The organism is Desulfitispora alkaliphila, from assembly GCF_050433185.1.
Lineage (GTDB): Bacteria > Bacillota > Desulfitisporia > Desulfitisporales > Desulfitisporaceae > Desulfitispora > Desulfitispora alkaliphila.
Window position 1 is genome coordinate 142032 of sequence record NZ_JBNPXS010000001.1, and the last position, 21938, is coordinate 163969.

Below are 21938 nucleotides of genomic sequence, written 5' to 3' on the forward strand. Positions count from 1 at the left end.
AGGGTGCAGTATTAGGAGAAACCGACAAGGATATTTCATCAATGGAAAATCACAAAGACCGCCCTGAATTTATAAAAGCATTAAACGGAGATACGGGGGTTTCTAAACGCTTTAGCGAATCAATAAATAGTTACTTTCTCTATATAGCACTCCCCCTGTACGTGGACTCAGAAATCAAGGGAGCTACCCGCTTGGCAGTTCCCTTAACAGAAATTGAACAAACTATAACAAAAATTAACGAAACTATTTTTGCAACATTCGGCATAGCGCTGATGATCTTCGTATTACTAAGTTATCGCATTTCAGCTATCATCACCAAACCCTTAGAGGATTTAACATTTTCAGCAAAACGCATCGCATTGGGAAATTTAAACCATAGAGCTCACTCCTATTCTGGAGGTGAAATTGGTGATTTGAGTAATGCCCTTAATTTTATGGCTGAAAGTCTTCAGGAGAAAATTAAGGAAAGTGATACTCAAAAGCATAAATTAGAAGCAGTGATAGCTCATATGACCAGTGGTTTAATCGTGGTTGACAAGTGGGGAACCATTACCTTAGTCAACGAAGCTGCAGAGAATCTACTTCAAGTTAAACAAGAGCGCATCATAGGAAAGTCGAGTTTAGCCCTGATGCGCGACTTCTCAATCCAACAGAAACTAGAAAAGTGCATTAAACAGGGAAACGTAGTGAACGATGAGATCACCTTAACTGATCCAGAGCTATATTTGCAAGTTTTTATTGCCCCAATATACAAGGGTAAAGAAGTTAGTGAAGCTGTACTGGTCTTTACTGATATTACTTCTGTCCGCCAGCTGGAGAATATGCGCTCACAGTTTGTGGCAAATGTTTCTCACGAATTGCGAACTCCTTTAACTGGAATTAAGGGGTTTGTGGAAACGTTACAGTCTGGAGCCGCTGAAAACCCCCAAACCCGTGATCGCTTTCTTTCCATAATCGCTACAGAAACAGAGCGATTGAATCGATTAATTAATGATATCTTAGAACTATCAAGAATTGAAGCTACTAAGACCCAAGTTACTTTAACACCAGTAAAAATTCATTCCGTAGCTCAAGAAGTAGTGCACCAATTGGAGGGAGAAGCAAAAAAACGCCAAGTAGACATCCGCAATATTATCTCCCCAGAAATGCTATGCCTGGGGGACAGAGATGGCTTAAAACAAATATTTATAAATCTTTTAAGTAATGGTATTAAGTACTCCTCTCCTCAGAGCGACGTTTTAATACAGGCTCTTGAGCGCCCAAATGATATATTAGTTTCTATAGAAGATACAGGCATCGGTATCCCCAAGGATGACTTGCCCAGAATTTTTGAGCGATTTTATCGCGTGGATAAAGCTCGTTCTCGCCAACGAGGTGGAACAGGGTTAGGGCTTTCCATAGTAAAGCATCTAGTTGAGAGCTATGGAGGGAAAATATGGGCAGAAAGTTGCGAAGGCAAGGGAAGCACCTTTCACTTCACCTTGCCTAAAAATTCCCGCACGGGAATAAAACAACTTCTATAGTATAAAATAAGTCTGACCATGTCAGGCTTATTTTAATTTGAAAGGAGCACTCTTTAATGCCACTCCCTTTTCCCTTTAAACCCATGGAACCAAAACTTCTAGATAAACCATTTGATTCGCAGGACTATCTATTCCAGCTAAAGTGGGATGGGGTTAGATGCTTAGCTAAGTCAAAACTTGACTCACAAGAGCTTTACAGCCGTCGAGGTAACCGTCGCACTTCCCGATACCCAGAACTTTCCGAAGCGCTTAAGAAGCTAACTCCCAAGGGAGTTATTCTCGATGGAGAAATTGTATCCTTAAACCAGAATGGGAAACCCGACTTCAAGCAAGTATTGCGCCGGGACTTAGCTGTCAATAAATCAACAGTCAATGCCCTTATGAGAGAAATTTCGGTAACTTACATAGTCTTTGATATCCTAGAACTGGAGGGGAAGGTATTAACAGAGGCCACCCTCAATGAGCGCTTAGAGCTACTCCATTCTGTTATCCCCGCAAATTCCAGACTGATATCACCTATTCAGAGTATTGCCACAGAAGGTATCTCTATGTATCAAGCTGTAAGCGCTGAAGGTTTGGAGGGTATTGTAGCTAAAAAAAAGGATAGCCCCTATCTGCTTGGCAAAAAAAGTGACTATTGGTATAAAATAAAGGTTTGGCAGGAAATAGACGCTACTGCAGGGGGCTTTATAATGTCAGAGGGGCAGGTGCGTTCCCTACTCCTAGGTCATATAGATGAAGCAAATGCTAGGTTAATTTACATTGGCAATGCCAGTTCAGGATTAGACCAAGAGAAGCGCCAACAAATTGTTGCATATAGCTCTTTGCATAAAAGTGAGTTCTCCCCCTTTTATAACCAGCCCTCAGTTAAGCTTAAGCCTGGCCACAGCATTCATTGGCTCCAATCCCCTCTACCGGTAACAGTGCGCTTTTTAGAGTGGACTAGTGATAATAAACTGCGCCATCCAAGCATTAAACAGATTAAGATAACAGACTAATGGACTCCTGATTTAAGCAAAGAGTATACTTTTCCCCTTCCTTTAAACTTAATTTATTATACATATGCCGAGAAACCTCTATCTGTAGCTGATAATCCTTAGACCCAGTAGGGTATCCTTCTAGTTTTGCAAAAACCGTGTAACTATCTGTATTTGCTATAATATGGCTAATATATCCGTCCAACTCGTTGGGCTCCACCCAGCGATCTTTCTTGTTTACATCTACAAAGGAGATGTTGCGAGGTCTAATACAGAATGTGACTTGATCCCCTAAAGTAAAACTTCTATCATGATTTTTTATTCTCACAAGCATCTTGTCAGTTTTCACTTCTGCTTCATGAGCCGAATACACATTAGTGACAACTCCATCAAAAATGTTCTTGGTTCCGGTAAACCTAGCTACTGTCCGAGTTGTAGGCTTGTAAAGCACATCCTCCTTCTCCCCATATTGCAACAAAACCCCATCAGCAATTACGGCAATTTTTTTAGATAATCTGTATGCTTCTTCTATATTGTGGGTTACCATCAATACAGGCAACTCTACCTCTTCTAATACTTGTAATAACTCCTGCTCCATTTTGCTTCGAACTGGGCCGTCTAAAGCAGAAAAGGGCTCATCTAAAAGCAATAATTCCGGCTCCGCCATAAGCGCCCTAGCTAGAGCCACCCGCTGTTGTTGCCCCCCTGAAAGTTCCCGCGGCCGCTTCTGTTCTAGCCCTTGCAAACGCATTCCCTTTATTAGCTTTTTCAGCTGCTTCTGGGCATCCAACTGATCTCTACCCTTTTTAATCCCAAAGGAAATATTCTGCTCTACATCCAAGTGGGGAAAAAGGGCATAACTCTGAAACACATAACCTATCCGCCTTTGCTGAGGAGGAACCCAAATCCCCTTACTGCTATCATAGAGTATCCGTTCGTTTAAAACAATTTGGCCTTGATCGGGCTGAACCAATCCAGCTAAACATCGCAATGTCATACTTTTACCACAGCCTGAAGGCCCCATTATGGCAACCAACTCTTCCCTAGAGCTAAAGCCCACCTCTAGAGAAAAGTCCTCATAGTTCTTGTAAAGTTGAAATTCTAGCATTTAATATGGTCCCCTCCCCAGCCGTTCCAACTTATTTAAGGCTAATAAAATAGCTAAGGCAACAGCGGTCATTAAAATCACTAAGAAGTTGACCGTTTGGCTGTCTCCTGCCAATAGGGCATCGTAAATTGCTATAGGCATAGTCTGGGTCCTATTCGGGATGTTTCCAGCTACAATCAAGGTAGTACCAAAATCTCCAAGGGCCCTGGCAAAGCTTAAAACAATTCCTGCCAGCATCCCAGGCCAAGCCAAGGGCACTGTTACTCTCCAAAATATCTCTAGCTCGCCCTTCCCTAAAGTTCTAGCAGCGTCCTCTACATCTGGGTCAACAGCCAAAAATGCTGCCTTACAGGATTTAATTAAAAGTGGTATAGAGACTAAAGAAGCGGCCAAAACTGCTGCCTGCCAGGTAAATACTAGGCTGAATCCAGTTATTCGCTCAAAGGCCTGTCCAAACCAGCTATTCCTCCCAATCACCACCAGTAAGTAATATCCCAGTACAGTGGGCGGTAGCACTACAGGAAGAGTTACTAGGGTATCTAGTAAGCTTTTACCATAAAAATCTTTCCTGGCTAAAATCCAAGCCGCTGGGATACCAATGATCAGGGAAAGACATGTAGCCAAAATTGATACTTTTAATGATAGATACAGAGGAAATAAATTAACTTCACTCACTAGATTCATCTCCTTTATAGCTCAGGAAGCTCAAACCCGTAATCAGCTAGTATTTCTCTGCCTATAGGTCCAGTTACGAGTTCTACAAACTGCCTACCCTCTTCTCTAGCTGGACTAAACTCCACTACTGTTATTTCTTGCTCTAGAGGTTGGTGTAACTCTTCAGATAACAAATAATATGTTTGTTCTCTATCGATAACTATTGACAGTGCTACTATTCCAACTTCCGCATTACCAGAGGTAACTAAGTGAAGGGCATCGGTCACACTGCTACCATAGACTAGTTTGTCCTCCAAGCCCTCCCACATTTCAACAGACTGCAAAAACTCTTGAGCGGCTTTCCCATATGGAGCATGAGCTGGGTTGGCTATGGCTATATTTCTTATACTCTCGTGAAGTAGTAGTTCCCAATTGCCATTTGACAAATCCACCCAATCTAACTCCAGCTCCTGACCCCTTACCAGCACAATTCTACCCTTTGCATAAATCGCCCTAGTATCCTCTACCACTAAGTCCTCCGCTGCCAGCCTCTCCACATAGGCTCTATTGGCAGCTGCAAAAACATCTACAGGCGCACCATTTTCTATTTGCTGAGCCAATAGACCTGTACTGCCAAAGTTAAACTTTACTTCTATCCCCGTCTCTTCTTCAAACAGCGGGCCCAACTCTCTGAAGGCATGTTGTAGGTCTGATGCTGCAGCCACTGTAAGAACCTCTTCATCCTGAGTGCAGCCCCCTAGCAACGTAATTATTCCTATAAGTACACTGGCTATTACAATTTTCATTTCACTATAGCTCCTTTTAATAAGACAAGTTAAATTATATTTCTATACTCAAAGGAATAACTCCTATTATCTTGAAAAAAATAAAGATAATAAAAAAGTACTGGAGGGTATTTCATGGATGCACGTATAATCTTATCCCTAGCCCTAGGCGGATTTATGGGCGCTATTAGTCGCTCTTTTTTAGCTCAAATAATAGTCAATCACACAGATACTATTATTCCCCTTGGGACTTTGACAGTAAACCTGTTGGGGAGCCTGGGCTTGGCCTTTGTCTTGACCTGGAGTCACAAGAGAATTGCCCTCCCCAATTATATGAAGATAGGCTTTGCAACTGGATTCTTTGGCTCGTTCACCACCTTCTCCACTATCAGTTTAGAAACTATTAACCTACTGGAGCAGTGGGGAATTAATTGGTGGTTTTTTTATGAAGCGCTGAATATAGCTGGAGGAATTAGCATGGCAGCGCTGGGCTTTTATCTTGCTCACTACCTCCAAAGTAAAATTACTCCAAGGAGCGATGGGCAATGTTAACTTATTTAGCTATTGGCCTAGGTGGTAGCGCTGGGGCAATTACTCGTCACTTACTAAGTAGTTTAATAAAAAAACACTTTTCTCACCCATTTCCCTGGGCTACTTGGACCATCAATATATCTGGCTCTTTCCTGTTGGGATTATTTGTAGCCTTTAACAGTCACTATTTAATTAGTGCTAAGGTTGAAGCCTTACTTGTACTGGGTTTTCTAAGTTCTTATACTACTTTTTCTACCTTCTCTGTTGAGCTTCTCCAAGCCATCCAAAAAGGCTTCTATAGGATAGCCTTACTCTATGCCATCACAAGCCTTACTTTAGGTATGCTAGCCGCTTATCTAGGCTTGCTATTAGGTTCCTTTCGCTTGGCTTAACTGCATAAAAAGAAAAGGAGCTACTGCACAACTAACCATAAGTCCGTTGCACAGTACCCCTCACTACTTTTTAAAGAAGGAACCCAACACAGTTTTCCCACTGGATAAGGCCATACTTGTAAAGCTTTGCTTCTTAGAGAAAATATCTTCTAATGCATCTATTACTTGGTCTATATGAGCTTCTCCTACAGTTAGGGGCGGCTCTAATCTGATAACGTTGGGATTGTTCAGGGTATAGGCAGTAATAATGCCGTACTTGTTTTGCAACTCACCTGCTACAAGGGCTCCCAGATACTCTTGAGAAAGCTTTGTCATCATCCCTCCTGTGAGCTTATTCATCAAGCCCCCTTCGAGCTTTTTAAATTCCAAGCCCACCAGCAAGCCTTTGCCTCTTACGTCAGCAATAATAGGGTACTTGTCCTTTAGCAAATTCAACCTAGTCAACAGGTAATGTCCTCTTTCCCGAGCTCTTTCCACAAGATCCTCTTCCATAATTACCTGGATAGTCTCAATGCCAGCTGCACAGGCAAGGGTGTTACCACCAAAAGTAGATGTGTGCATTGTGGCCTTTTCCATTCCCCCATAGGCTTTTTCCCATATTTCCGTCTTGGTTACATAGGCACCCATGGGCATTACGCCCCCACCTAATGACTTGGCCAAACAGATAATGTCGGGTACCACTTTTTCACCTTCACAGGCAAACATATGGCCTGTCCGCCCGAATCCAGTCTGAATTTCATCGGCTATCATCAGGGCCCCATATTTATCACACAGCTCTCTTACCCCTTGGATATAGCCAGTGGGCGGCAATATAACTCCACCCTCCCCTTGGATTGGCTCAAAGATAAAGGCAGCCACATCACCCCGCTGCATTTCCTTTTCCAAAAGGGCCAAATCCCCAAAGGGAACATAATCACAGCCTGGCAATAGGGGTGCAAAGGCTGTCTGATACTTAGAGCGCCCAGTCACTGAAAGGGCTCCCATACTCTTACCGTGAAAGCTATGGGCACAATAGATAATCTTATCCTTATCACTGGCAGCTCTGGCTAGCTTCAGGGCACCCTCTACCGCTTCAGCACCGCTATTACAGAAAAAGGTCTTTTCCAAATCTCCTGGCAAAATCTGAGCTAGGTTGTGAGCTAAAGCCGCTGCCAAAGTCCCCATTGATGCCTGCAACAGATTTGGCTTTTCCATAGAACTCTTAACTGCCTCCAACACTCGCGGGTGATTGTGTCCCACGTTCAGAGAACCGTATCCTCCCAAAAAATCTATATACTCGTTCCCTTCACTATCCCAAACAGATATATCCTGAGCTTTAACATACTGCTTGTCAAAATCGAGCATAGACAACATCTGAACTATGCCTGGATTTACATACTGCTTGTAATTTCCGCGAACCTCATCTCTAGTAAGGTTCTGAGCTTGCTCCAATGTATATGTATTACGTGTATTTTCAGTCACCAATGTATCCTCCTTAGTCATTTTAGCGCCTTAACTAATTCCATATTTAAAAGCGCAATTCCTGCTCATTTAGTAATTTTGCCATTTACGGCTAATACTAAAACCGAGGTGAATTATATGAGCGTCTTACAAGTTGAAGGCAAGAATGTTTCCGTCTCAAACTTGGATAAGTTATTTTGGAGTGAGCTAAATTTGACTAAAGGAGATATGATCGATTACTATATTCGCATTTCTCCCTATCTTTTGCCTTACATCAAAGGCCGACCCTTTTCCATGAAGCCCTATCCCCAGGGAATTAGTGGAGAGAGCTTTTATCAAAAGGAGTGCCCCAGGGAAGCTCCCCCGTGGCTTTCCCGCACCCCAATCCCTTCAAAGAGAAAGGGTGTTGTTAACTGGTGTGTAATTAATGATTTACCCAGCCTTATCTGGATTGCCAACAGAGCTTGTATTGAAATGCACACTTGGTTTTCCCGATTGCCCCATTTGGATAAGCCCCCTGTGGCCGTGATAGATTTGGACCCTTCGGGAAATACAGGATTTAGGCAGGCCGCCGAGACCGCCCTTTTGTACAAGCCCATATTAGACCAATTGGGATTACAATCCTTTCCAAAAACATCAGGAGCAACAGGGATTCACATCTACATCCCTATTGCTCCCAAATATTCCTTTGATCAGGTGCGCCAATTTTTAGCTCAACTAAATCCATTAGTGGTGGAGGCTCGGCCCGATTTAACAACCACAGAGCGACGGGTAAACCAGCGGGGCGATCGGATTTATTTGGACACAGCCCAAAACGGGAGCAATAAAACTATTCCCGCTCCCTACAGCTTGCGCCCTACAGCCCAGGCTACTGTCTCTACACCTCTTACTTGGAGTGAAGTGGCGAACCCTCAGTTAATGCCTGAAGATTTTACATTCCAGAACATCTTTCAGCGATTAGATGAACTGGGCGACTTATTCCGACCAGTTTTAGAATTGGAGCAAAAGCTACCTGTTCTCTAGTCCCCTGCCACTTTTTTAGTTGCTTCCACACTGGCCTTGAGCCTTTCCATTAAATCTACCACCTGGGGCCTTTCTTTCTCAGGCTCGACCACTGTTACATCTTGCCCTTGGGCTTTTTTGCGAATTATCTTTAATAATTCCTCTCGATACTCGTCCTTGTATTTTTCTGGATTAAACTCTTCCGTCAGGTTTTCCACCAATTCAATGGCCATATCCAGCTCAGCCCTTTTTATTTTAACCCGTTCCTCTAGCTCAGGTAACCCTAACTCCTCTTGCCCCCTAACCTCGGCTGGAAAGAACATGGTCTCCAGTAATAGGGCTTTCCCCGACACTCGCACCAGTGCCAAATGCTCCTTTTGCCTAATGGTTACTTTGGCCACTGCAACCCGTCCAGTTTTTGTCATGGCATCCCTTAAAATTAGGTAGGGCTTTTCCCCACCTTCATTGGGACGCAAGTAATAACTCTTGTCGTAATAGATAGGGTCTACTTCCTCTAGCTTGATAAAATCCACAATTTCCACTGTTTTAGTGCTCTCAACTGGGATATTCTCTAAATCCTCATCGTCAATAATCACAAATTTGTTTTCTTCATATTCATATCCTTTTACAGTGTCGTGAAACTCCACCTCTTGGTTGCATTTGGCACAAAAGCGTTTTTGCTTCAGGGGAGTGTGACACTTGCTGTGGAGAGTGCGAAAGCGCAAACTTTCCCTGGCAGTGGCAGTGCTCATCTTCACTGGAACATTTAATAGACCAAAACTAATAGAACCCTTCCATACAGTTTGCATAAGATCACATCCCTTCTAAGAATATTGTTGCGTTCTTTATTCTAAAAATATATCTAATATTGGCTCTGTAAAAGTTGGAAAATGCTTTATCAATGCATCCATTAGGTTAGGTGTTTCATAACCTATTGCTTGATAGAGCGCAAGCGCCGTCCCCATAAACCATATGCTAAAGACCACCACTAAATTGAAGTATTTTCTTTTCTTAAAAATAGCTGGGAACTCGACTAAGGCTATTAATAATGCCACTGCCATCACTCCTAAGGCTAGTACATACATTCATATCACCATCACTCACTAAAGTTTATAGATCTAGTAATTAAACCTGCCCTGCGAATTTTAAACTTTACTTCGTAATTTACTTCTACATCCCTAAACACTCCACTCCAGTCATCCTTCACCTGCTTCCAATGTTCAGGGTAGTTTCTGTGGAGAATCGTACCGAAGTGCAGATAATCGGCTTCAAATTCTTGCGCCCGTTCCACCGCCCGCCTCATCTTATCCTCCACAGTACCTGCAGCCCGCTTTTCCAAGGCCGCAAAATTTTTAGGTTCCTGTAATCTATGGGGACTGGTATGACTGGCAAGCCGACCCTCACCGGTTACTTTTATGGTGTACACAGGGGTTCCTTCAATTATTTCTAAATCTATATCTGTTCTGGCTCTTGTAACTTCAACATTCACTAAATACCGGTCCTCCACTGGATCTCTAAACACAATTACTCCATTTATAATCCTTCCTCGGATCCAGATCAGACCCCTAGTTTCCATTTCATCTAACCAACCCACTAACTTATCCCCTTTAAATACAGCTGTATCCTCCAGTTTACGCATTGCAAACTCTTCGTCATCAGGCGTTTCCCGGGCCCTGGAAAATCCAGGTGCCACCGCTGCTCGATCTAAGGCGTCTATGTCCGCAATAAAATTCCCCAGAATTTCAGTATAATTCACAGAATGAAACTCAGCTATATTGATTAGCTTCATTAAGTCAATTGCATCTGGTTCTGCTTCGGTATGTCCTAGGATCGTCTTAGCCTCTCCCCGAGCTACAGCTAATAGAACAGTTCTCCGCAAGTCAGTCTCTCGCTGAACAAAGTCCATGGCTGGACCTACGCCCTCTTCCGCCAAATCCTCTCCTATTACTATAATCTGAGTATGGCCAAAAAACAGCTCCCAGGGAGCATAGGCTCGCACCTTTCGCACCGCATCGAAGATTGAATCCGCCTCTTGTGTCGTGACCCAAACATCTTGTAACCCACCATTCCCCTCTTCCTGTTCTCCCATAAGATCCGGTCTAGCTACTTGAAAGGTCACCCGATAATCACTCTCTTCCCCTCGATCTAACCCCATCCCAACCACTATGGCCAAATCCTCAATATTCCTATTATCCCAACAGCCCATCGGAAAAGTACATAGCTGAAAGAAAATAGTAATTATGATTATTTTTCTTACTAAAGTTAATCTAGGGTTCATCAGTATTACCCCTCACTTTTAGTAGAATAAACAAAAAACCTGGTAGAGTTAAGCCAATAAATAGAAAGAAAATATTATCTAGTATTTGTAGTTCCCTTATTAAAGCTTGTAGGCTATCCGGAGTCATAGATACTGCTATAGATAATAGAGCCACCACCATAACTAGTTCTCTAAAATCATCTATACCAAATACTTGGGCCATTGCGGAAAGCGCTACGTACATATAGATCGTTATAGCTAAAAGGGAGGCTATAGTCCAGCCACCAACCAACAGTACTTCTACACCCTTAATAAATTCACCCAGCTCTACCACCTTTGCCAGCTGTATAATTGGATATAAAAACCTGTTCACTTCATTTACTTCAAAAACTCCTACTACACTTACTATTACAGCTAAGTGGGTTATTACACCCACCACTACTCCCGCTAAAACATAGATGCCAGCCTTTTCTTGCATCCTGAATTGTGGCAAAATAAAACCCAGAATGAGCACATATTCCATGGCCACGGCAAACGTCAATAATCCACCCACCGCAATTCCTCCTAACCCCTCTCCCATAAATGGTAACATATGGTCTAAATTTATATCTCCTAACACCAATACCACCATTCCCAGCAAAGTTACAAGCAAAAGAGATATTAAAATTTCATTAACCCTCGCCAACACCTCTAAGCCTTGTCTCAATATAAAAACAACTAGAATTAAAATAGTACTACCGAAAACTATAATCGGAGTCCTTGGCATTACTACTACTGAGTAGAGTTCACCTAATTGCCTTATTAACATAGAACTTAAATAAAAGAAAACCAACATTATATATACATTAATAAGACGACCCAATATTCTCCCCACTAAAATTTCTATTATCTGTGCTAAATTTTTCCCAGGATATTTATTGCAAACCTTATATATGAAATAAGCTGGAATGGCAGACGCACTATAGCCCAACAGTGCTCCCATCCACCCAGCACTGCCGGCGCTAGCAGTAACTACTCCAGGCAGGGGTAGGAACACAGTACCAAGCACTGTAGCCATAACTAACAATAACCCTTGTCTATTTGATATTTGGTAATTATTCATTGACCACCTCTCCCCCTTCTGGGATGGGGCATTTGCCTTTTACCCCGCTTTTGGTTCTTAGTTCCAATTAAATGAGGCCTGCTTACCATCAACCACCAGGGAACTCTAAAAAACGTGTCTTTAAGTCCACCAGTACTAACAGGTGCCAGAGGAGACATGTATGGGACCCCAAAAGAACGAAGGCTTACTAAGTGAATTAAAACTGCCACCAATCCCCAAATTAGCCCATAGTACCCCATGAAAGCAGAAAGCAACATTAAAGCTAACCTTATTATAGTGCTGGAAATAATCAAACTGTAATTGGGCAGAGCAAAGGAGGCAATGGCCGTAAGTGCTGCCACTATAACCATGATAGGACTGACCAAACCAGCAGTCACTGCCGCTTCGCCTAACACTAGCCCTCCCACTATGCCTACTGCCTGTCCCACAGGTTTTGGTAGCCTTACTCCCGCTTCCCGTAAGATTTCAAATATAAGTCCCATCAAAAAAGCCTCTAAAAACGGAGGGAAGGGTACTCCCGCCCTGCCCTCTGCTATGCTCAACGCTAAATCAAAGGGTATCAATTGCTGATGAAAGTTAATTGTAGCAACATAAAAAGCGGGTAAGGCTAAACTGATTATGTAGGCCAATACCCTCACTCCCCTGAGCACATTACTGGACATAGAGCGTTCATAGTAGTCCTCAGATGCTTGGAAAAATTGAATAAACACTGTTGGCACCAACATTACAAAGGGAGTATGATCTACTATAATAGCAACTCTACCCTCCAGGATATTGGCCGCTACTTTGTCGGGCCGCTCTGTAGTTTGGATTTGGGGAAAAGGTGAGAGGGGACTATCTTCTATTAATTCCTCTAAATAACCACTCTCTAGCACACTGTCAATATCAATTCGATTGAGCCTCTTCTTAACCTCTTCTGCTACCTTGGGATTAACTACTCCCTCCAAGTAGGCAATAGCAATATCTGTCTTAGTCTTGGTTCCTAAGTTTAGAGCCTCTATTTTCAGGTCGCTGCTCCTGATTTTTCTCCTAATCAGAGAAGTATTAATGCGTAGTGTTTCAGTAAAGCTCTCCCGAGGTCCGCGAATAACACTTTCTGAGGAAGCGTCCTCTATTCCTCGCATTTCCCAACCACGAGTGTCTATTAAGGCAGCTTGGTTTTCACCTTCTAATATTACAGCTGCTTCACCACTGAGCACCTGGTCTACAATTTCTTGAATATTACCTGTTAAAGCTACCTCACCTTCACTGATTAAAAGCATCTCAAGGTCTTTTGCATTAATATGTTCTTTTTTCTTCTCTTGTAAATTAATTACCTTAGGAAGTTCTAACATCAGATTCCGCAAAATAGAATCAGTAATAGCCTCGTCCTTTACTAAGCCATCTACAAATACCAGTAAGCACTCCTGCTCTACTGTTGGCAGCTGAAAGCGACGAAAATTTATATCATTGTTGTTACCAATAAATTTTTGCAACAATCTTTCATTCCAGTTTAGATCAACTGTTAAATAAAGTTCTGATGTATCACTATCTGTCATCTTCTTATCTTCAATTTTTTTCTGTCGGCGCTTTGACCTATACTCGCTTGGCTTAAGCGGCTTTTTCAATGGGATCACCTGCAATAACTTCAAATAGTTAGTCAAGTTAGTATTTGAACCCGATGCCAAAAGTATACAAATGCTAATATCAACTTAGCATTTGTCGGTTTTTGTTGAAATTTAAAAATATTTTATTTTTTTTTAATATTCAGGCAGGAATTTTAAAATTTTTGTATAATTAGAATATAATCATACTTAAGAAAACTTTGCTCATACCAGGTTTTGTTATAAAAGTTGTATTTTACTATAAGGAGGTTTTTCTAAAAATTGAATTTGCCCGATAAAGTTTTCATAACTGGCTATGCTAAACTGCCTACTAACATCACTGCAGCTCAACTATACAAGGTTATCGGTGTTGGGCTACTTGTTGGAAGAGAAACAGGTACTATTTTAGATGCTGATATTTCCATTACCACAAAAACAGGAAAGGACTTTTGTCGCGAGATCTTAGTCGGCCAGAACATTAATGATATTGATAATATCACTAGAATTCTTAATCACAGCTACCTTGGTCACGCAAAAAAGTCTATTATATCGGCAATGAAATCTGCTCATAAGAAGTATCTAGAATATAAGGAAAATGAATATATAGACGAGTAAATTACAGCGTGTAAACAGAAAGCACCCCTTTTTGTTAAACACGCGCTGAATTTTCAGATTCTTCTGATTTGTGAGTAGCTTTGAAAACTAACATACTACCCCTTGCCTAGTAAAGTGCGGCACCAGTGAACCCGCATTTTAATTTATAGGTAAAACCCGGTAGATAAGTCCTCTTACATTCAAGAGGTTTATCTTGCGGGTTTTTTTGTTAAATTTAAATAAGAAAGGAGGGCCAGTGGTCTCTCATAATCATCTTAGACTTTATAAAGGAGGGAATATATAAAATGAGTTTCTTTGAAAAAAACTACTTTCTATTGCGAAAACTACAAGTACTAACAGGGCTACTGCCTGTAGGAATTTTTTTGCTAGTGCATTTATCCATTAACTCTTATGCACTTAAAGGACCAGAAAGCTTTAATGCTGCTGCCGGTTTCATGGAACAGCTACCATTTGTAGGTTTTATGGAGATATTTATAATCGCAGTGCCTATTCTATTCCACGGTTTATATGGATTATGGATAGTTTACATTGCTAGAAACAATACCTCTAAATACGGTCATTACCGTAACTGGGCTTTCTACCTGCAGCGGATTTCTGCACTGATAACTTTTGTGTTTTTAGTTTATCATGTGTATACAACTAGAATGGCGAAGCTCTTATATGGAACTGAGATTAACTTCAACCTAATGGCTAGCGAACTAGCAAACCCTGCTATATTAGGCTTTTATATAGTAGGAGTAATAGCCAGCATGTACCACTTTGCAAATGGGCTTTGGGGTCTGTTAATTGACATGGGCATTACAATTGGTCCTAGATCTCAAAAGGTTGTTACTTACGTTACTTCTGCTCTGTTTATAGTGCTAAGCGTCTTGTCAATTCAAATACTACTTGCTTTTAGAGCGTAAGGAGGATTAATATGGCTAAAAAGAAAGGTAAGATTATTGTAGTAGGAGGCGGTCTAGCAGGCCTTATGGCCACAATTAAAGCTGCTGAACAGGGCATCTCAGTAGATATCCTGTCCCTTGTGCCTGTAAAGCGATCTCACTCTGTTTGTGCTCAAGGTGGTGTTAACGCCGCCCTAGACACTAAAGGTGAAAACGATACAACTTGGGAACACTTTTATGACACAATTTACGGGGGAGACTTTTTGGCAAATCAACCTCCAGTAAAAGATATGTGTGATGCTGCTCCTGGTATCATTAACTACATGGCTCGGGCTGGTGTTATGTTCAGCCGTACTCCTGAAGGAAAAATGGATTTAAGACTATTTGGTGGTGTTAAAAAACGAAGAACAGCCTTTGCTGGCGCCACTTCTGGCCAACAGCTTTTATACGGCTGTGATGAGCAAGTTCGTAAATACGAAGCTCACGGTTTAGTTAAAAAGTACGAGGGTTGGGAGTTTCTATCCGCAGTAATAGATGAGGACCGAGTATGTAGAGGAGTTGTAGCCCAAAATTTAGCAACCATGGAAATTCATGAATTCAAAGCAGACGCTGTACTTATTGCCACAGGTGGACCCGGGGTAACCTATGGTAAATCTACTAACTCCACTATTAACACTGGTAGCGCTGCTATGTCTATATATAAGCAAGGTGTATCCTTTGCCAATGGAGAATTCGTTCAAATTCACCCTACTGGCATGGTGGGAGATGATAAATGCCGCTTGATGTCCGAAGCAGCTCGTGGCGAAGGTGGGCGTATTTGGACCTACAAAGACGGAAAACCATGGTATTTCTTAGAAGAATGGTATCCAGCTTACGGTAATGTAGTACCTAGAGACGTAGCCGCTAGAGCTATCTACAAGGTCTGCGTAGAAATGGGCTTAGGAGTAGACGGAAAGAACCAAGTTTACTTAGATTTAAGTCATTTAGATGAGAAATTCTTAAATAACCGCCTAGGTGGTATTTTGGACATTTACCAGAGCTTCCAAGGAGATGACCCAAGAAAAATACCAATGAAAATTTATCCCGCTATCCACTACTTTATGGGTGGTATCCACGTTGATTGGGATCACATGACCAACGTTCAAGGACTATATGCTGCCGGCGAATGTGATTACATGTATCACGGCGCCAATCGCTTAGGGGCAAACTCCCTATTGTCAGCCCTATACAGTGGCTATCGAGTAGGCCCAAGAATTGCCAATTACGTGAATAATGTCGATAAATCCTATGAAGATGTGAAGAGCAGCGTTTTCGACTCTCAGCTCAAATACGAGAAAGAGCAGTTAGAAGAACTTTACAAGATGAACGGTAAGGAAAACCCATACCAGCTTCATGAGGAAATGGGAGATATGCTTCGGGACAACGTCTCAATCGTTCGAGTTAACAAAGAACTGAAGGCAACTGACGAAAAGCTTCAGGAAATGATGGAGCGTTATAAAAATATCGGCTTAACTGATACCTCTCGTTGGAGTAACCAGGACGTAATGTTTGTGCGTCAACTGAAAAATATGATGGAACTGGCTAGGGTAGTAACCCTAGGGGCATTGAACAGAGACGAGAGTCGTGGTGCTCACTATAAACCAGAATTCCCAAAACGGGATGATGCAAACTGGCTAAAAACTACTAAAGCCTTTTGGACTAAGGATGGTCCGAAATTTGAATACGAAGATGTGGATATTTCACTAGTAGAACCTGTAGAGCGAAAATACAACGTGGACGGCCGAGCCACTGCTAAAAAGGAGGCTTGAGAAGATGAAAAGGGACTTTATCCACTTCAAAGTTAAACGCCAAAACAGCAGAGAAAGTACTCCCTATTGGGAAGAATTTAAACTTCCTTATAGACCAAATCAAAACGTTGTCAGTATGCTAATGGAACTAAGAAAAAAACCTGTGAATACAAAAGGGAAAACTGTAGCTCCGGTAGTATGGGAATGCAATTGTTTAGAAGAAGTCTGCGGTGGCTGCACTATGCTGATAAATGGTGAGGCAAGACAATCCTGTGCTGCCCTAATTGATAAACTGCCACCTGGTCCCATTACACTAGAACCACTTAGCAAGTTCCAAGTTATCAGGGATTTAATGATTGACCGACAGGTAATGTTTGAGAATCTAAAGAATGTAAAAGCTTGGGTAGAAACTGATGGTTCTCACGATGCAGGGCCTCCTCCTATTATGAAGGATCTAGAACGTCAGGAAGCCTATGAATACTCAAAATGTATGACCTGTGGCTGTTGCCTAGAGGCCTGCCCCAACTTTAACGAAAAGTCCCCCTTTATGGGAGCCCAGGCTTTAAGTCAGGTTACCCTATTCAATAGCCATCCAAATGGCAAAATGAATATGGAGGAGCGTTTAGAAACAGCTATGGGTAAAGGTGGTATAGTAGATTGCGGTAATGCACAAAATTGTGTGCAAGCTTGCCCTAAGCATATACCTTTAGATAAATCTTTGGGGACACTAAATAGACAAACAACTTTTTATGGTATCAAGAATTGGTTTAAAAAATAACAATCTAAGAGGTGAATGAAATGAGCAAAGAAAATTTGAAAAGCGAAGCACTAAAGTTGCACTTAGAAAACCAAGGAAAATTAAAGATCGAAAGTAAAGTAGCTGTTAAGAACGAGTGGGATTTAAGTTTGGCATATTCCCCTGGAGTAGCTGAGCCTTGCCGCAAGATAGCAGAAAACGAAGATGATGTATTTAAGTATACAGGTGTAGGAAACATGGTGGCTGTGGTCAGTGATGGTTCTGCTGTACTGGGCCTAGGCAACATCGGTCCCAAAGCGGCAATGCCGGTTATGGAAGGGAAAGCTGTTTTATTTAAGGCTTTTGCAGACGTAGAAGCTTTTCCCCTATGCTTAGCTACTCAAGATGCTGACAAAATAGTTGAAACTGTTAAACTATTAGAGCCTTCCTTCGGAGGGGTTAACCTAGAAGACATTACAGCTCCTAAGTGCTTTGAAGTAGAGGAGCGCTTGAAAGCTGAAACTAATATCCCCATCTTCCACGACGATCAACACGGTACCGCTATTGTTGCAGTAGCTGGATTGATTAACGCTCTAAAGCTTGTTGACAAAAAAATGGAAGAGTTAAAGGTAGTAATTAATGGTGCTGGTGCAGCTGGAATTGCCATTGCTAAGCTATTGAAGCAATTAGGAGTAACTAACATCCTCCTATTAGACAGCAAAGGTATCATCTACAAAGGCAGAACCGCAGGTATGAATAAATATAAAGAAGAGTTTGCCGTAGATAGCGAAGGCGGCGACCTAGCTAAGGCTATGGAAGGAGCCGATGTCTTCATGGGAGTTTCCGTGGCTAACGCGGTTAGCAAGGAAATGGTCAAAAGCATGAACAGAGACTCTATCATTTTCGCTATGGCCAACCCAGATCCTGAAATTATTCCCGATGACGCTAAAGAAGCAGGTGCTCGAGTTGTAGGTACTGGTAGATCAGACTTCCCTAATCAAGTAAACAACGTGCTTGCATTCCCTGGTATCTTCCGAGGTGTTCTAGACGTACGGGCAGCGGAAATAACTGCAGATATGAATGCAGCAGCAGCATATGCCATTGCTGGAATAATTGAAGAAAGCGAACTGCGCGATGATTATGTAATACCAAAACCATTTGACCCTAGAGTAAGTAAAGTAGTCGCCGAAGCTGTTGCCAATGCTGCTAAGGAAGCTGGCATTGCCCGAAAGCAGTAACAATATTGTAAGTGCGCCTCAGCTTAATCCCTGAGGCGCACCATTAATTTTCTGGATCGATCGAAGGTTTAGCGCGCTCGTGCTAAGGCTAAGTATAAATGCAAAAGGCGGTGAGTTACTTTGAAAACTATTGCTTACGATACAATTGTTGATACCGTTGCCCAACTCTGTATAAAGGCAAATACGGACCTGGATCAAAGTGTAGTAGATGCCTTTCAAAGCTCATTAGAAAATGAGGAATCTTCAGTGGGTAAAGAAATATTGGCAAAACTCATTCAAAATGCCAAGATAGCCGAAACAGAAAAGGTTGCAATGTGTCAAGATACTGGAGCAGCAGTTGTCTTTATTGATATGGGCCAGGATGTAAAAATTGAAGGCGGTGCCTTAAAAGATGCAATTACTGAAGGTGTTCGTCAAGGTTACGACAAAGGATATCTGCGCAAATCCATGTGTCATCCCTTTACCCGAAAAAATACAGGTGATAACACACCAGCAATTGTTCACACCAATATAGTGCCAGGAGATAATTTGAAAATTAGTGTGGCGCCTAAAGGCGGTGGTAGCGAAAATATGAGCACACTAAAGATGTTAACTCCTGCGCAGGGTAAACAGGGAGTAATAGATTTTGTAGTGGAATCAGTTGATAAGGCAGGTCCCAACCCCTGCCCTCCCCTAGTTGTAGGCGTTGGAATAGGTGGCAATTTCGAGCGATGTGCTTATTTAGCTAAAAAAGCATTGTTAAAGCCTCTAGATAGTGAAAATGGGGATGCTGAATTAAAGGAAATGGAAGCTGAAATTCAAGAACGCATTAACAAACTGGGCATTGGCCCCCAGGGCTTTGGTGGTAGAACTACTGCTCTCAGAGTTCTAATAGAAATGGAGCCCTGCCACATTGCCAGCTTCCCAGTAGCTGTAAACATCAACTGCCACGCGGCTAGACACGCAGAAGCAGTGCTATAAGGGGGATTTGATTATGGCTGAACACAAACTAACCACTCCTCTAACTCAAGAGGATATTTCAAAGCTCAAGAGCGGAGATCAGGTCTACATCTCTGGTGTTATCTACACAGCTAGGGATGCTGCTCATAAGCGTCTAGTAGAACTAATAGACAACGGGGAAGATCTGCCGGTAGAGTTAGAAGGTCAAATAATTTATTATGTTGGACCAACACCAGCAAAGCCCCATCAAGTTATTGGCTCGGCTGGTCCTACTACTAGCTATCGCATGGATTCCCTCACGGAACCATTACTTAAAAAAGGCTTGAAGGGAATGATTGGCAAGGGTAAGCGCTCCCAGGAAGTTAAAGACAGCCTCCAAGAGTACGGAGCAGTTTACTTTGGGGCAATCGGGGGAGCTGCCGCCTTACTGGCCAAGTGTATTGTGAAGGCTGAGGTAATTGCTTACGAAGACTTGGGACCTGAGGCAATTCGCCGTCTAGAGGTTAAGGACTTTCCTGCAGTAGTAGTCAATGACAGCTTCGGCTGCGATTTATATGAGGAAGCGCGAAAAAGTAGAGCCTAGTGCTCTACTTTTTGCATGAAGCTAGCCACGAATCCGGCAATAGTTCTTTGGGATAGGGGCAAGAGAATTTTACATGCCTTTTTAAAATTAGCTTCTGGAGGTATGCCTTTTATCAGAGGATAGAGTTGTACGCTAATAAGAGCATTGTGCTCAATCCAATTACTTGGAGAATCTCCAACCCCATAAATCCCCATGCGCTCTACAGAAAATTGGCGACAGTGAGCTTCGGCCCAGTTTTCAAATTCCTGATGCCCATCAAACAGCTTGCCTGCCGAGTGATGGGGAACGCATAAGTCTTGAATTAAGTGAATGCATGCACCTAAGTAAAAAAAAGCTTTCTGATAATCATTATTTGACCAGCTTTGTAGGGCTAATTTCCAATAGTATTCTCCTTCATCTATGGCACTATTGTAGCCAACAAGACCTTTTTTGGTAACTGGATTATAAAAGTGGCTAGAATTTTTTAAAGCTTTGTCTGCCCATAATATTCCCTGGCAAATGTCTTGATAGAAAGTAGTCGCTTTTTCAGAAGCGGCGAATAGAGCATCTGCTTTGAGAATTTTAATAGACTGATCTAAGCAGAAGGTATGTGTATAGCCAGTTTTAGGGAGAAGTGAGTGTAAGGGTGTTAGTTCAGAAAGCATTGTTCCCGCGGTTTTTGTAATATAGTCCATGACTTTATGATAACCCATAATATGCACCTCCAAAGCCGGTTGCTGAGAGGTTCATTCTGGTATTCAACAAACGGGCTATATCTTCAGGTGAGTGGCTGGATAACAGAAGACTGGCATTCTTGCTAATATCTTCTAGTTGCTTTGTATCTGCTATAACAGTGTCTAGAAAAGTAGCCATGCTACCGTGCTTCTCCTGCTCGTAGTATAGAGCTGCCCTGTTTTTTAACAGAAAATCTAAGTTTTCCTCCTCCTGCCCAGGCAAAGCCTCCATAAGAATTATTGGTGTCTCGGTGGCCATAGCTTCTGTTATTGTCACCCCACCTGGCTTTGTGAGAAGAAAATCTGCTGCTTGCATGTATTGGTGGATATTATCGACCCAGCCCTGGATGTGAATACTTTTTTGGTCTTTATATTTTAAGGTTAGCTTTGAGTATAGCTGCTTATTGTTTCCAGTTATTAGTACAATCTGTTTAGGTGTAGTGCTGTTTCGTATGGACTGTAGCTGATCTGGGCCCATTGTCAGCCCTAGGCCGCCACCCATGATTAAAACTACTGGTAATTTTTCCTCTAATCCCAGTTGTTTTTTTATCTTGGGTTTATCCTTGGGAGCAGCGGGCTTGAATTCAGATGCTATGGGAACGCCAGAGATGTAAATTCTTTCTCTGGAAATACCCTTTATCATGGCAAAACTTTGTTGCTCTTTTGTTGTTACTAGGAGCATGTTTATACCTTGAACATACCAGGCTTCGTTGTAGCCGTAATCTGTGATGGCAACTGCCAGGGGGATATTTAAGCCTAGCTGTTTCATCCTGGAAATTACAATTGCGGGAAAGGGATGAGTGCATACTATTATGTTAGGTTTGTAGTCTGCTATGAAACTTCGCAACTTAGCAAAATAAGTGAGGTGCAAACAAGTACTTAAAATGCTCCAAAAGCAGGTACTCTGCTTTTTATTGTAAAAATGCCGGTAGATTGAGGGCTGAGATTGTATAGTTTTTAAATAGTAGTTATTCAATGCTGAGAACATTCCTGGTAAAAAAAGTGGCTTCGCCACATTAATGGTCAGTCACCCTAGTGGCTGACTTTTTTCTTGGTGTTGCGTTTTTTCTTGAGTAATTTATCTCTATT

At 42.1% G+C, this 21938-nt stretch carries 23 protein-coding genes; 12 read left to right on the top strand and 11 right to left on the bottom strand.

All coding sequences use genetic code 11. The features are described 5' to 3' along the window. Window positions 1–272: 272 nt before the first annotated feature. Together pnpS and GGQ84_RS00765 are read left to right on the top strand one after the other, a co-directional pair. Window positions 273–1523, top strand: a complete 1251-nt coding sequence (gene pnpS / locus GGQ84_RS00760; RefSeq protein ID WP_488168086.1) for a two-component system histidine kinase PnpS — start codon at window positions 273–275, stop codon at window positions 1521–1523. Window positions 1524–1606: 83 nt separating this feature from the next. Next, a complete protein-coding gene (locus GGQ84_RS00765; protein ID WP_429157860.1) occupies window positions 1607–2521 on the top strand; it encodes an ATP-dependent DNA ligase in 915 nt (304 codons plus the stop codon). Here GGQ84_RS00765 and GGQ84_RS00770 read toward each other — a convergent pair. From GGQ84_RS00770 to modA, 3 genes are read right to left on the bottom strand one after another with little or no spacing between them, the layout of a single operon-like run. Continuing rightward, entirely contained in the window at window positions 2505–3608 is a 1104-nt protein-coding gene (locus GGQ84_RS00770) for a sulfate/molybdate ABC transporter ATP-binding protein (protein WP_429157862.1), read from the bottom strand. The genes GGQ84_RS00765 and GGQ84_RS00770 overlap by 17 nt on opposite strands. Beyond that, window positions 3609–4292, bottom strand: a complete 684-nt coding sequence (modB, locus tag GGQ84_RS00775; RefSeq protein WP_429157864.1) for a molybdate ABC transporter permease subunit — start codon at window positions 4290–4292, stop codon at window positions 3609–3611. It lies immediately after the preceding gene. A 5-nt stretch (window positions 4293–4297) separates the two neighbouring features. After that, on the bottom strand, window positions 4298–5068 hold the full coding sequence (modA, locus tag GGQ84_RS00780; protein WP_429157866.1) for a molybdate ABC transporter substrate-binding protein: 771 nt from the start codon (window positions 5066–5068) through the stop codon (window positions 4298–4300). Between the two features lie 114 nt (window positions 5069–5182). Here modA and crcB (GGQ84_RS00785) point away from each other — a divergent pair, with 114 nt between their 5' ends. Beyond that, the gene (crcB, locus tag GGQ84_RS00785; RefSeq protein ID WP_429157868.1) at window positions 5183–5599 is read left to right on the top strand and encodes a fluoride efflux transporter CrcB; all 417 of its coding nucleotides are present in this window, start codon (window positions 5183–5185) and stop codon (window positions 5597–5599) included. Next, on the top strand, window positions 5593–5970 hold the full coding sequence (gene crcB, locus GGQ84_RS00790) for a fluoride efflux transporter CrcB (RefSeq protein WP_429157870.1): 378 nt from the start codon (window positions 5593–5595) through the stop codon (window positions 5968–5970). Before crcB (GGQ84_RS00785) ends, crcB (GGQ84_RS00790) begins: the two co-directional genes overlap by 7 nt. Before the next feature lie 63 nt (window positions 5971–6033). On the opposite strand, the gene GGQ84_RS00795 is transcribed toward crcB (GGQ84_RS00790), so the two are convergent. Next, a complete protein-coding gene (locus GGQ84_RS00795) occupies window positions 6034–7452 on the bottom strand; it encodes an aspartate aminotransferase family protein (protein WP_429157872.1) in 1419 nt (472 codons plus the stop codon). 96 nt (window positions 7453–7548) lie between these two features. On the opposite strand from GGQ84_RS00795, the gene ligD reads away from it, so the two are divergent. Next, window positions 7549–8433, top strand: coding sequence for a non-homologous end-joining DNA ligase (ligD, locus tag GGQ84_RS00800; protein WP_429157901.1), 885 nt, complete (start codon window positions 7549–7551; stop codon window positions 8431–8433). On the opposite strand, the gene ku is transcribed toward ligD, so the two are convergent. Genes ku through GGQ84_RS00825 form a run of 5 tightly spaced genes read right to left on the bottom strand, consistent with a single transcriptional unit; the run spans window position 8430 to window position 13378 of the window. Continuing rightward, window positions 8430–9221, bottom strand: coding sequence for a non-homologous end joining protein Ku (ku, locus tag GGQ84_RS00805; protein ID WP_429157874.1), 792 nt, complete (start codon window positions 9219–9221; stop codon window positions 8430–8432). The two genes, ligD and ku, sit on opposite strands and share 4 nt — an antisense overlap. 36 nt (window positions 9222–9257) lie before the next feature. Then, window positions 9258–9497 (bottom strand): hypothetical protein, encoded by a 240-nt coding sequence (locus GGQ84_RS00810; RefSeq protein ID WP_429157876.1) that lies wholly within the window; start codon window positions 9495–9497, stop codon window positions 9258–9260. Window positions 9498–9508: 11 nt separating this feature from the next. Beyond that, complete coding sequence (locus GGQ84_RS00815) at window positions 9509–10690, bottom strand: Ger(x)C family spore germination protein (protein ID WP_429157878.1); 1182 nt, start codon at window positions 10688–10690, stop codon at window positions 9509–9511. Continuing rightward, window positions 10680–11771: a GerAB/ArcD/ProY family transporter gene (locus GGQ84_RS00820; protein ID WP_429157880.1), complete on the bottom strand. Its 1092-nt coding sequence runs from the start codon at window positions 11769–11771 to the stop codon at window positions 10680–10682. The genes GGQ84_RS00815 and GGQ84_RS00820 overlap by 11 nt, the downstream gene beginning before the upstream one ends. Next, entirely contained in the window at window positions 11768–13378 is a 1611-nt protein-coding gene (locus GGQ84_RS00825) for a spore germination protein (RefSeq protein WP_429157882.1), read from the bottom strand. Before GGQ84_RS00825 ends, GGQ84_RS00820 begins: the two co-directional genes overlap by 4 nt. A 258-nt stretch (window positions 13379–13636) precedes the next feature. On the opposite strand from GGQ84_RS00825, the gene GGQ84_RS00830 reads away from it, so the two are divergent. The 7 genes from GGQ84_RS00830 (at window position 13637) to GGQ84_RS00860 (ending at window position 20136) form a co-directional block, all read left to right on the top strand. Then, window positions 13637–13969 carry a DUF3870 domain-containing protein gene (locus tag GGQ84_RS00830; RefSeq protein WP_429157884.1) on the top strand — a complete coding sequence of 111 codons (333 nt, stop codon included), beginning with the start codon at window positions 13637–13639 and terminating at the stop codon, window positions 13967–13969. 284 nt (window positions 13970–14253) lie between these two features. After that, a complete protein-coding gene (locus GGQ84_RS00835; RefSeq protein WP_429157886.1) occupies window positions 14254–14874 on the top strand; it encodes a succinate dehydrogenase/fumarate reductase transmembrane subunit in 621 nt (206 codons plus the stop codon). An 11-nt stretch (window positions 14875–14885) separates the two neighbouring features. Then, the gene (gene sdhA / locus GGQ84_RS00840; RefSeq protein ID WP_429157887.1) at window positions 14886–16661 is read left to right on the top strand and encodes a succinate dehydrogenase flavoprotein subunit; all 1776 of its coding nucleotides are present in this window, start codon (window positions 14886–14888) and stop codon (window positions 16659–16661) included. A gap of 4 nt (window positions 16662–16665) precedes the next feature. Beyond that, the gene (sdhB, locus tag GGQ84_RS00845; RefSeq protein WP_429157889.1) at window positions 16666–17418 is read left to right on the top strand and encodes a succinate dehydrogenase iron-sulfur subunit; all 753 of its coding nucleotides are present in this window, start codon (window positions 16666–16668) and stop codon (window positions 17416–17418) included. Between the two features lie 20 nt (window positions 17419–17438). Next, on the top strand, window positions 17439–18614 hold the full coding sequence (locus tag GGQ84_RS00850; RefSeq protein ID WP_429157891.1) for an NAD(P)-dependent malic enzyme: 1176 nt from the start codon (window positions 17439–17441) through the stop codon (window positions 18612–18614). 120 nt (window positions 18615–18734) lie between these two features. Then, window positions 18735–19574: a fumarate hydratase gene (locus GGQ84_RS00855; RefSeq protein ID WP_429157892.1), complete on the top strand. Its 840-nt coding sequence runs from the start codon at window positions 18735–18737 to the stop codon at window positions 19572–19574. A gap of 13 nt (window positions 19575–19587) precedes the next feature. Then, window positions 19588–20136 carry a Fe-S-containing hydro-lyase gene (locus GGQ84_RS00860; RefSeq protein WP_429157894.1) on the top strand — a complete coding sequence of 183 codons (549 nt, stop codon included), beginning with the start codon at window positions 19588–19590 and terminating at the stop codon, window positions 20134–20136. Here GGQ84_RS00860 and GGQ84_RS00865 read toward each other — a convergent pair. Beyond that, on the bottom strand, window positions 20133–20828 hold the full coding sequence (locus GGQ84_RS00865) for a zinc dependent phospholipase C family protein (protein ID WP_429157896.1): 696 nt from the start codon (window positions 20826–20828) through the stop codon (window positions 20133–20135). The genes GGQ84_RS00860 and GGQ84_RS00865 overlap by 4 nt on opposite strands. Further along, complete coding sequence (locus tag GGQ84_RS00870; protein ID WP_429157903.1) at window positions 20815–21837, bottom strand: MGDG synthase family glycosyltransferase; 1023 nt, start codon at window positions 21835–21837, stop codon at window positions 20815–20817. The genes GGQ84_RS00865 and GGQ84_RS00870 overlap by 14 nt, the downstream gene beginning before the upstream one ends. Window positions 21838–21938: the final 101 nt, after the last annotated feature.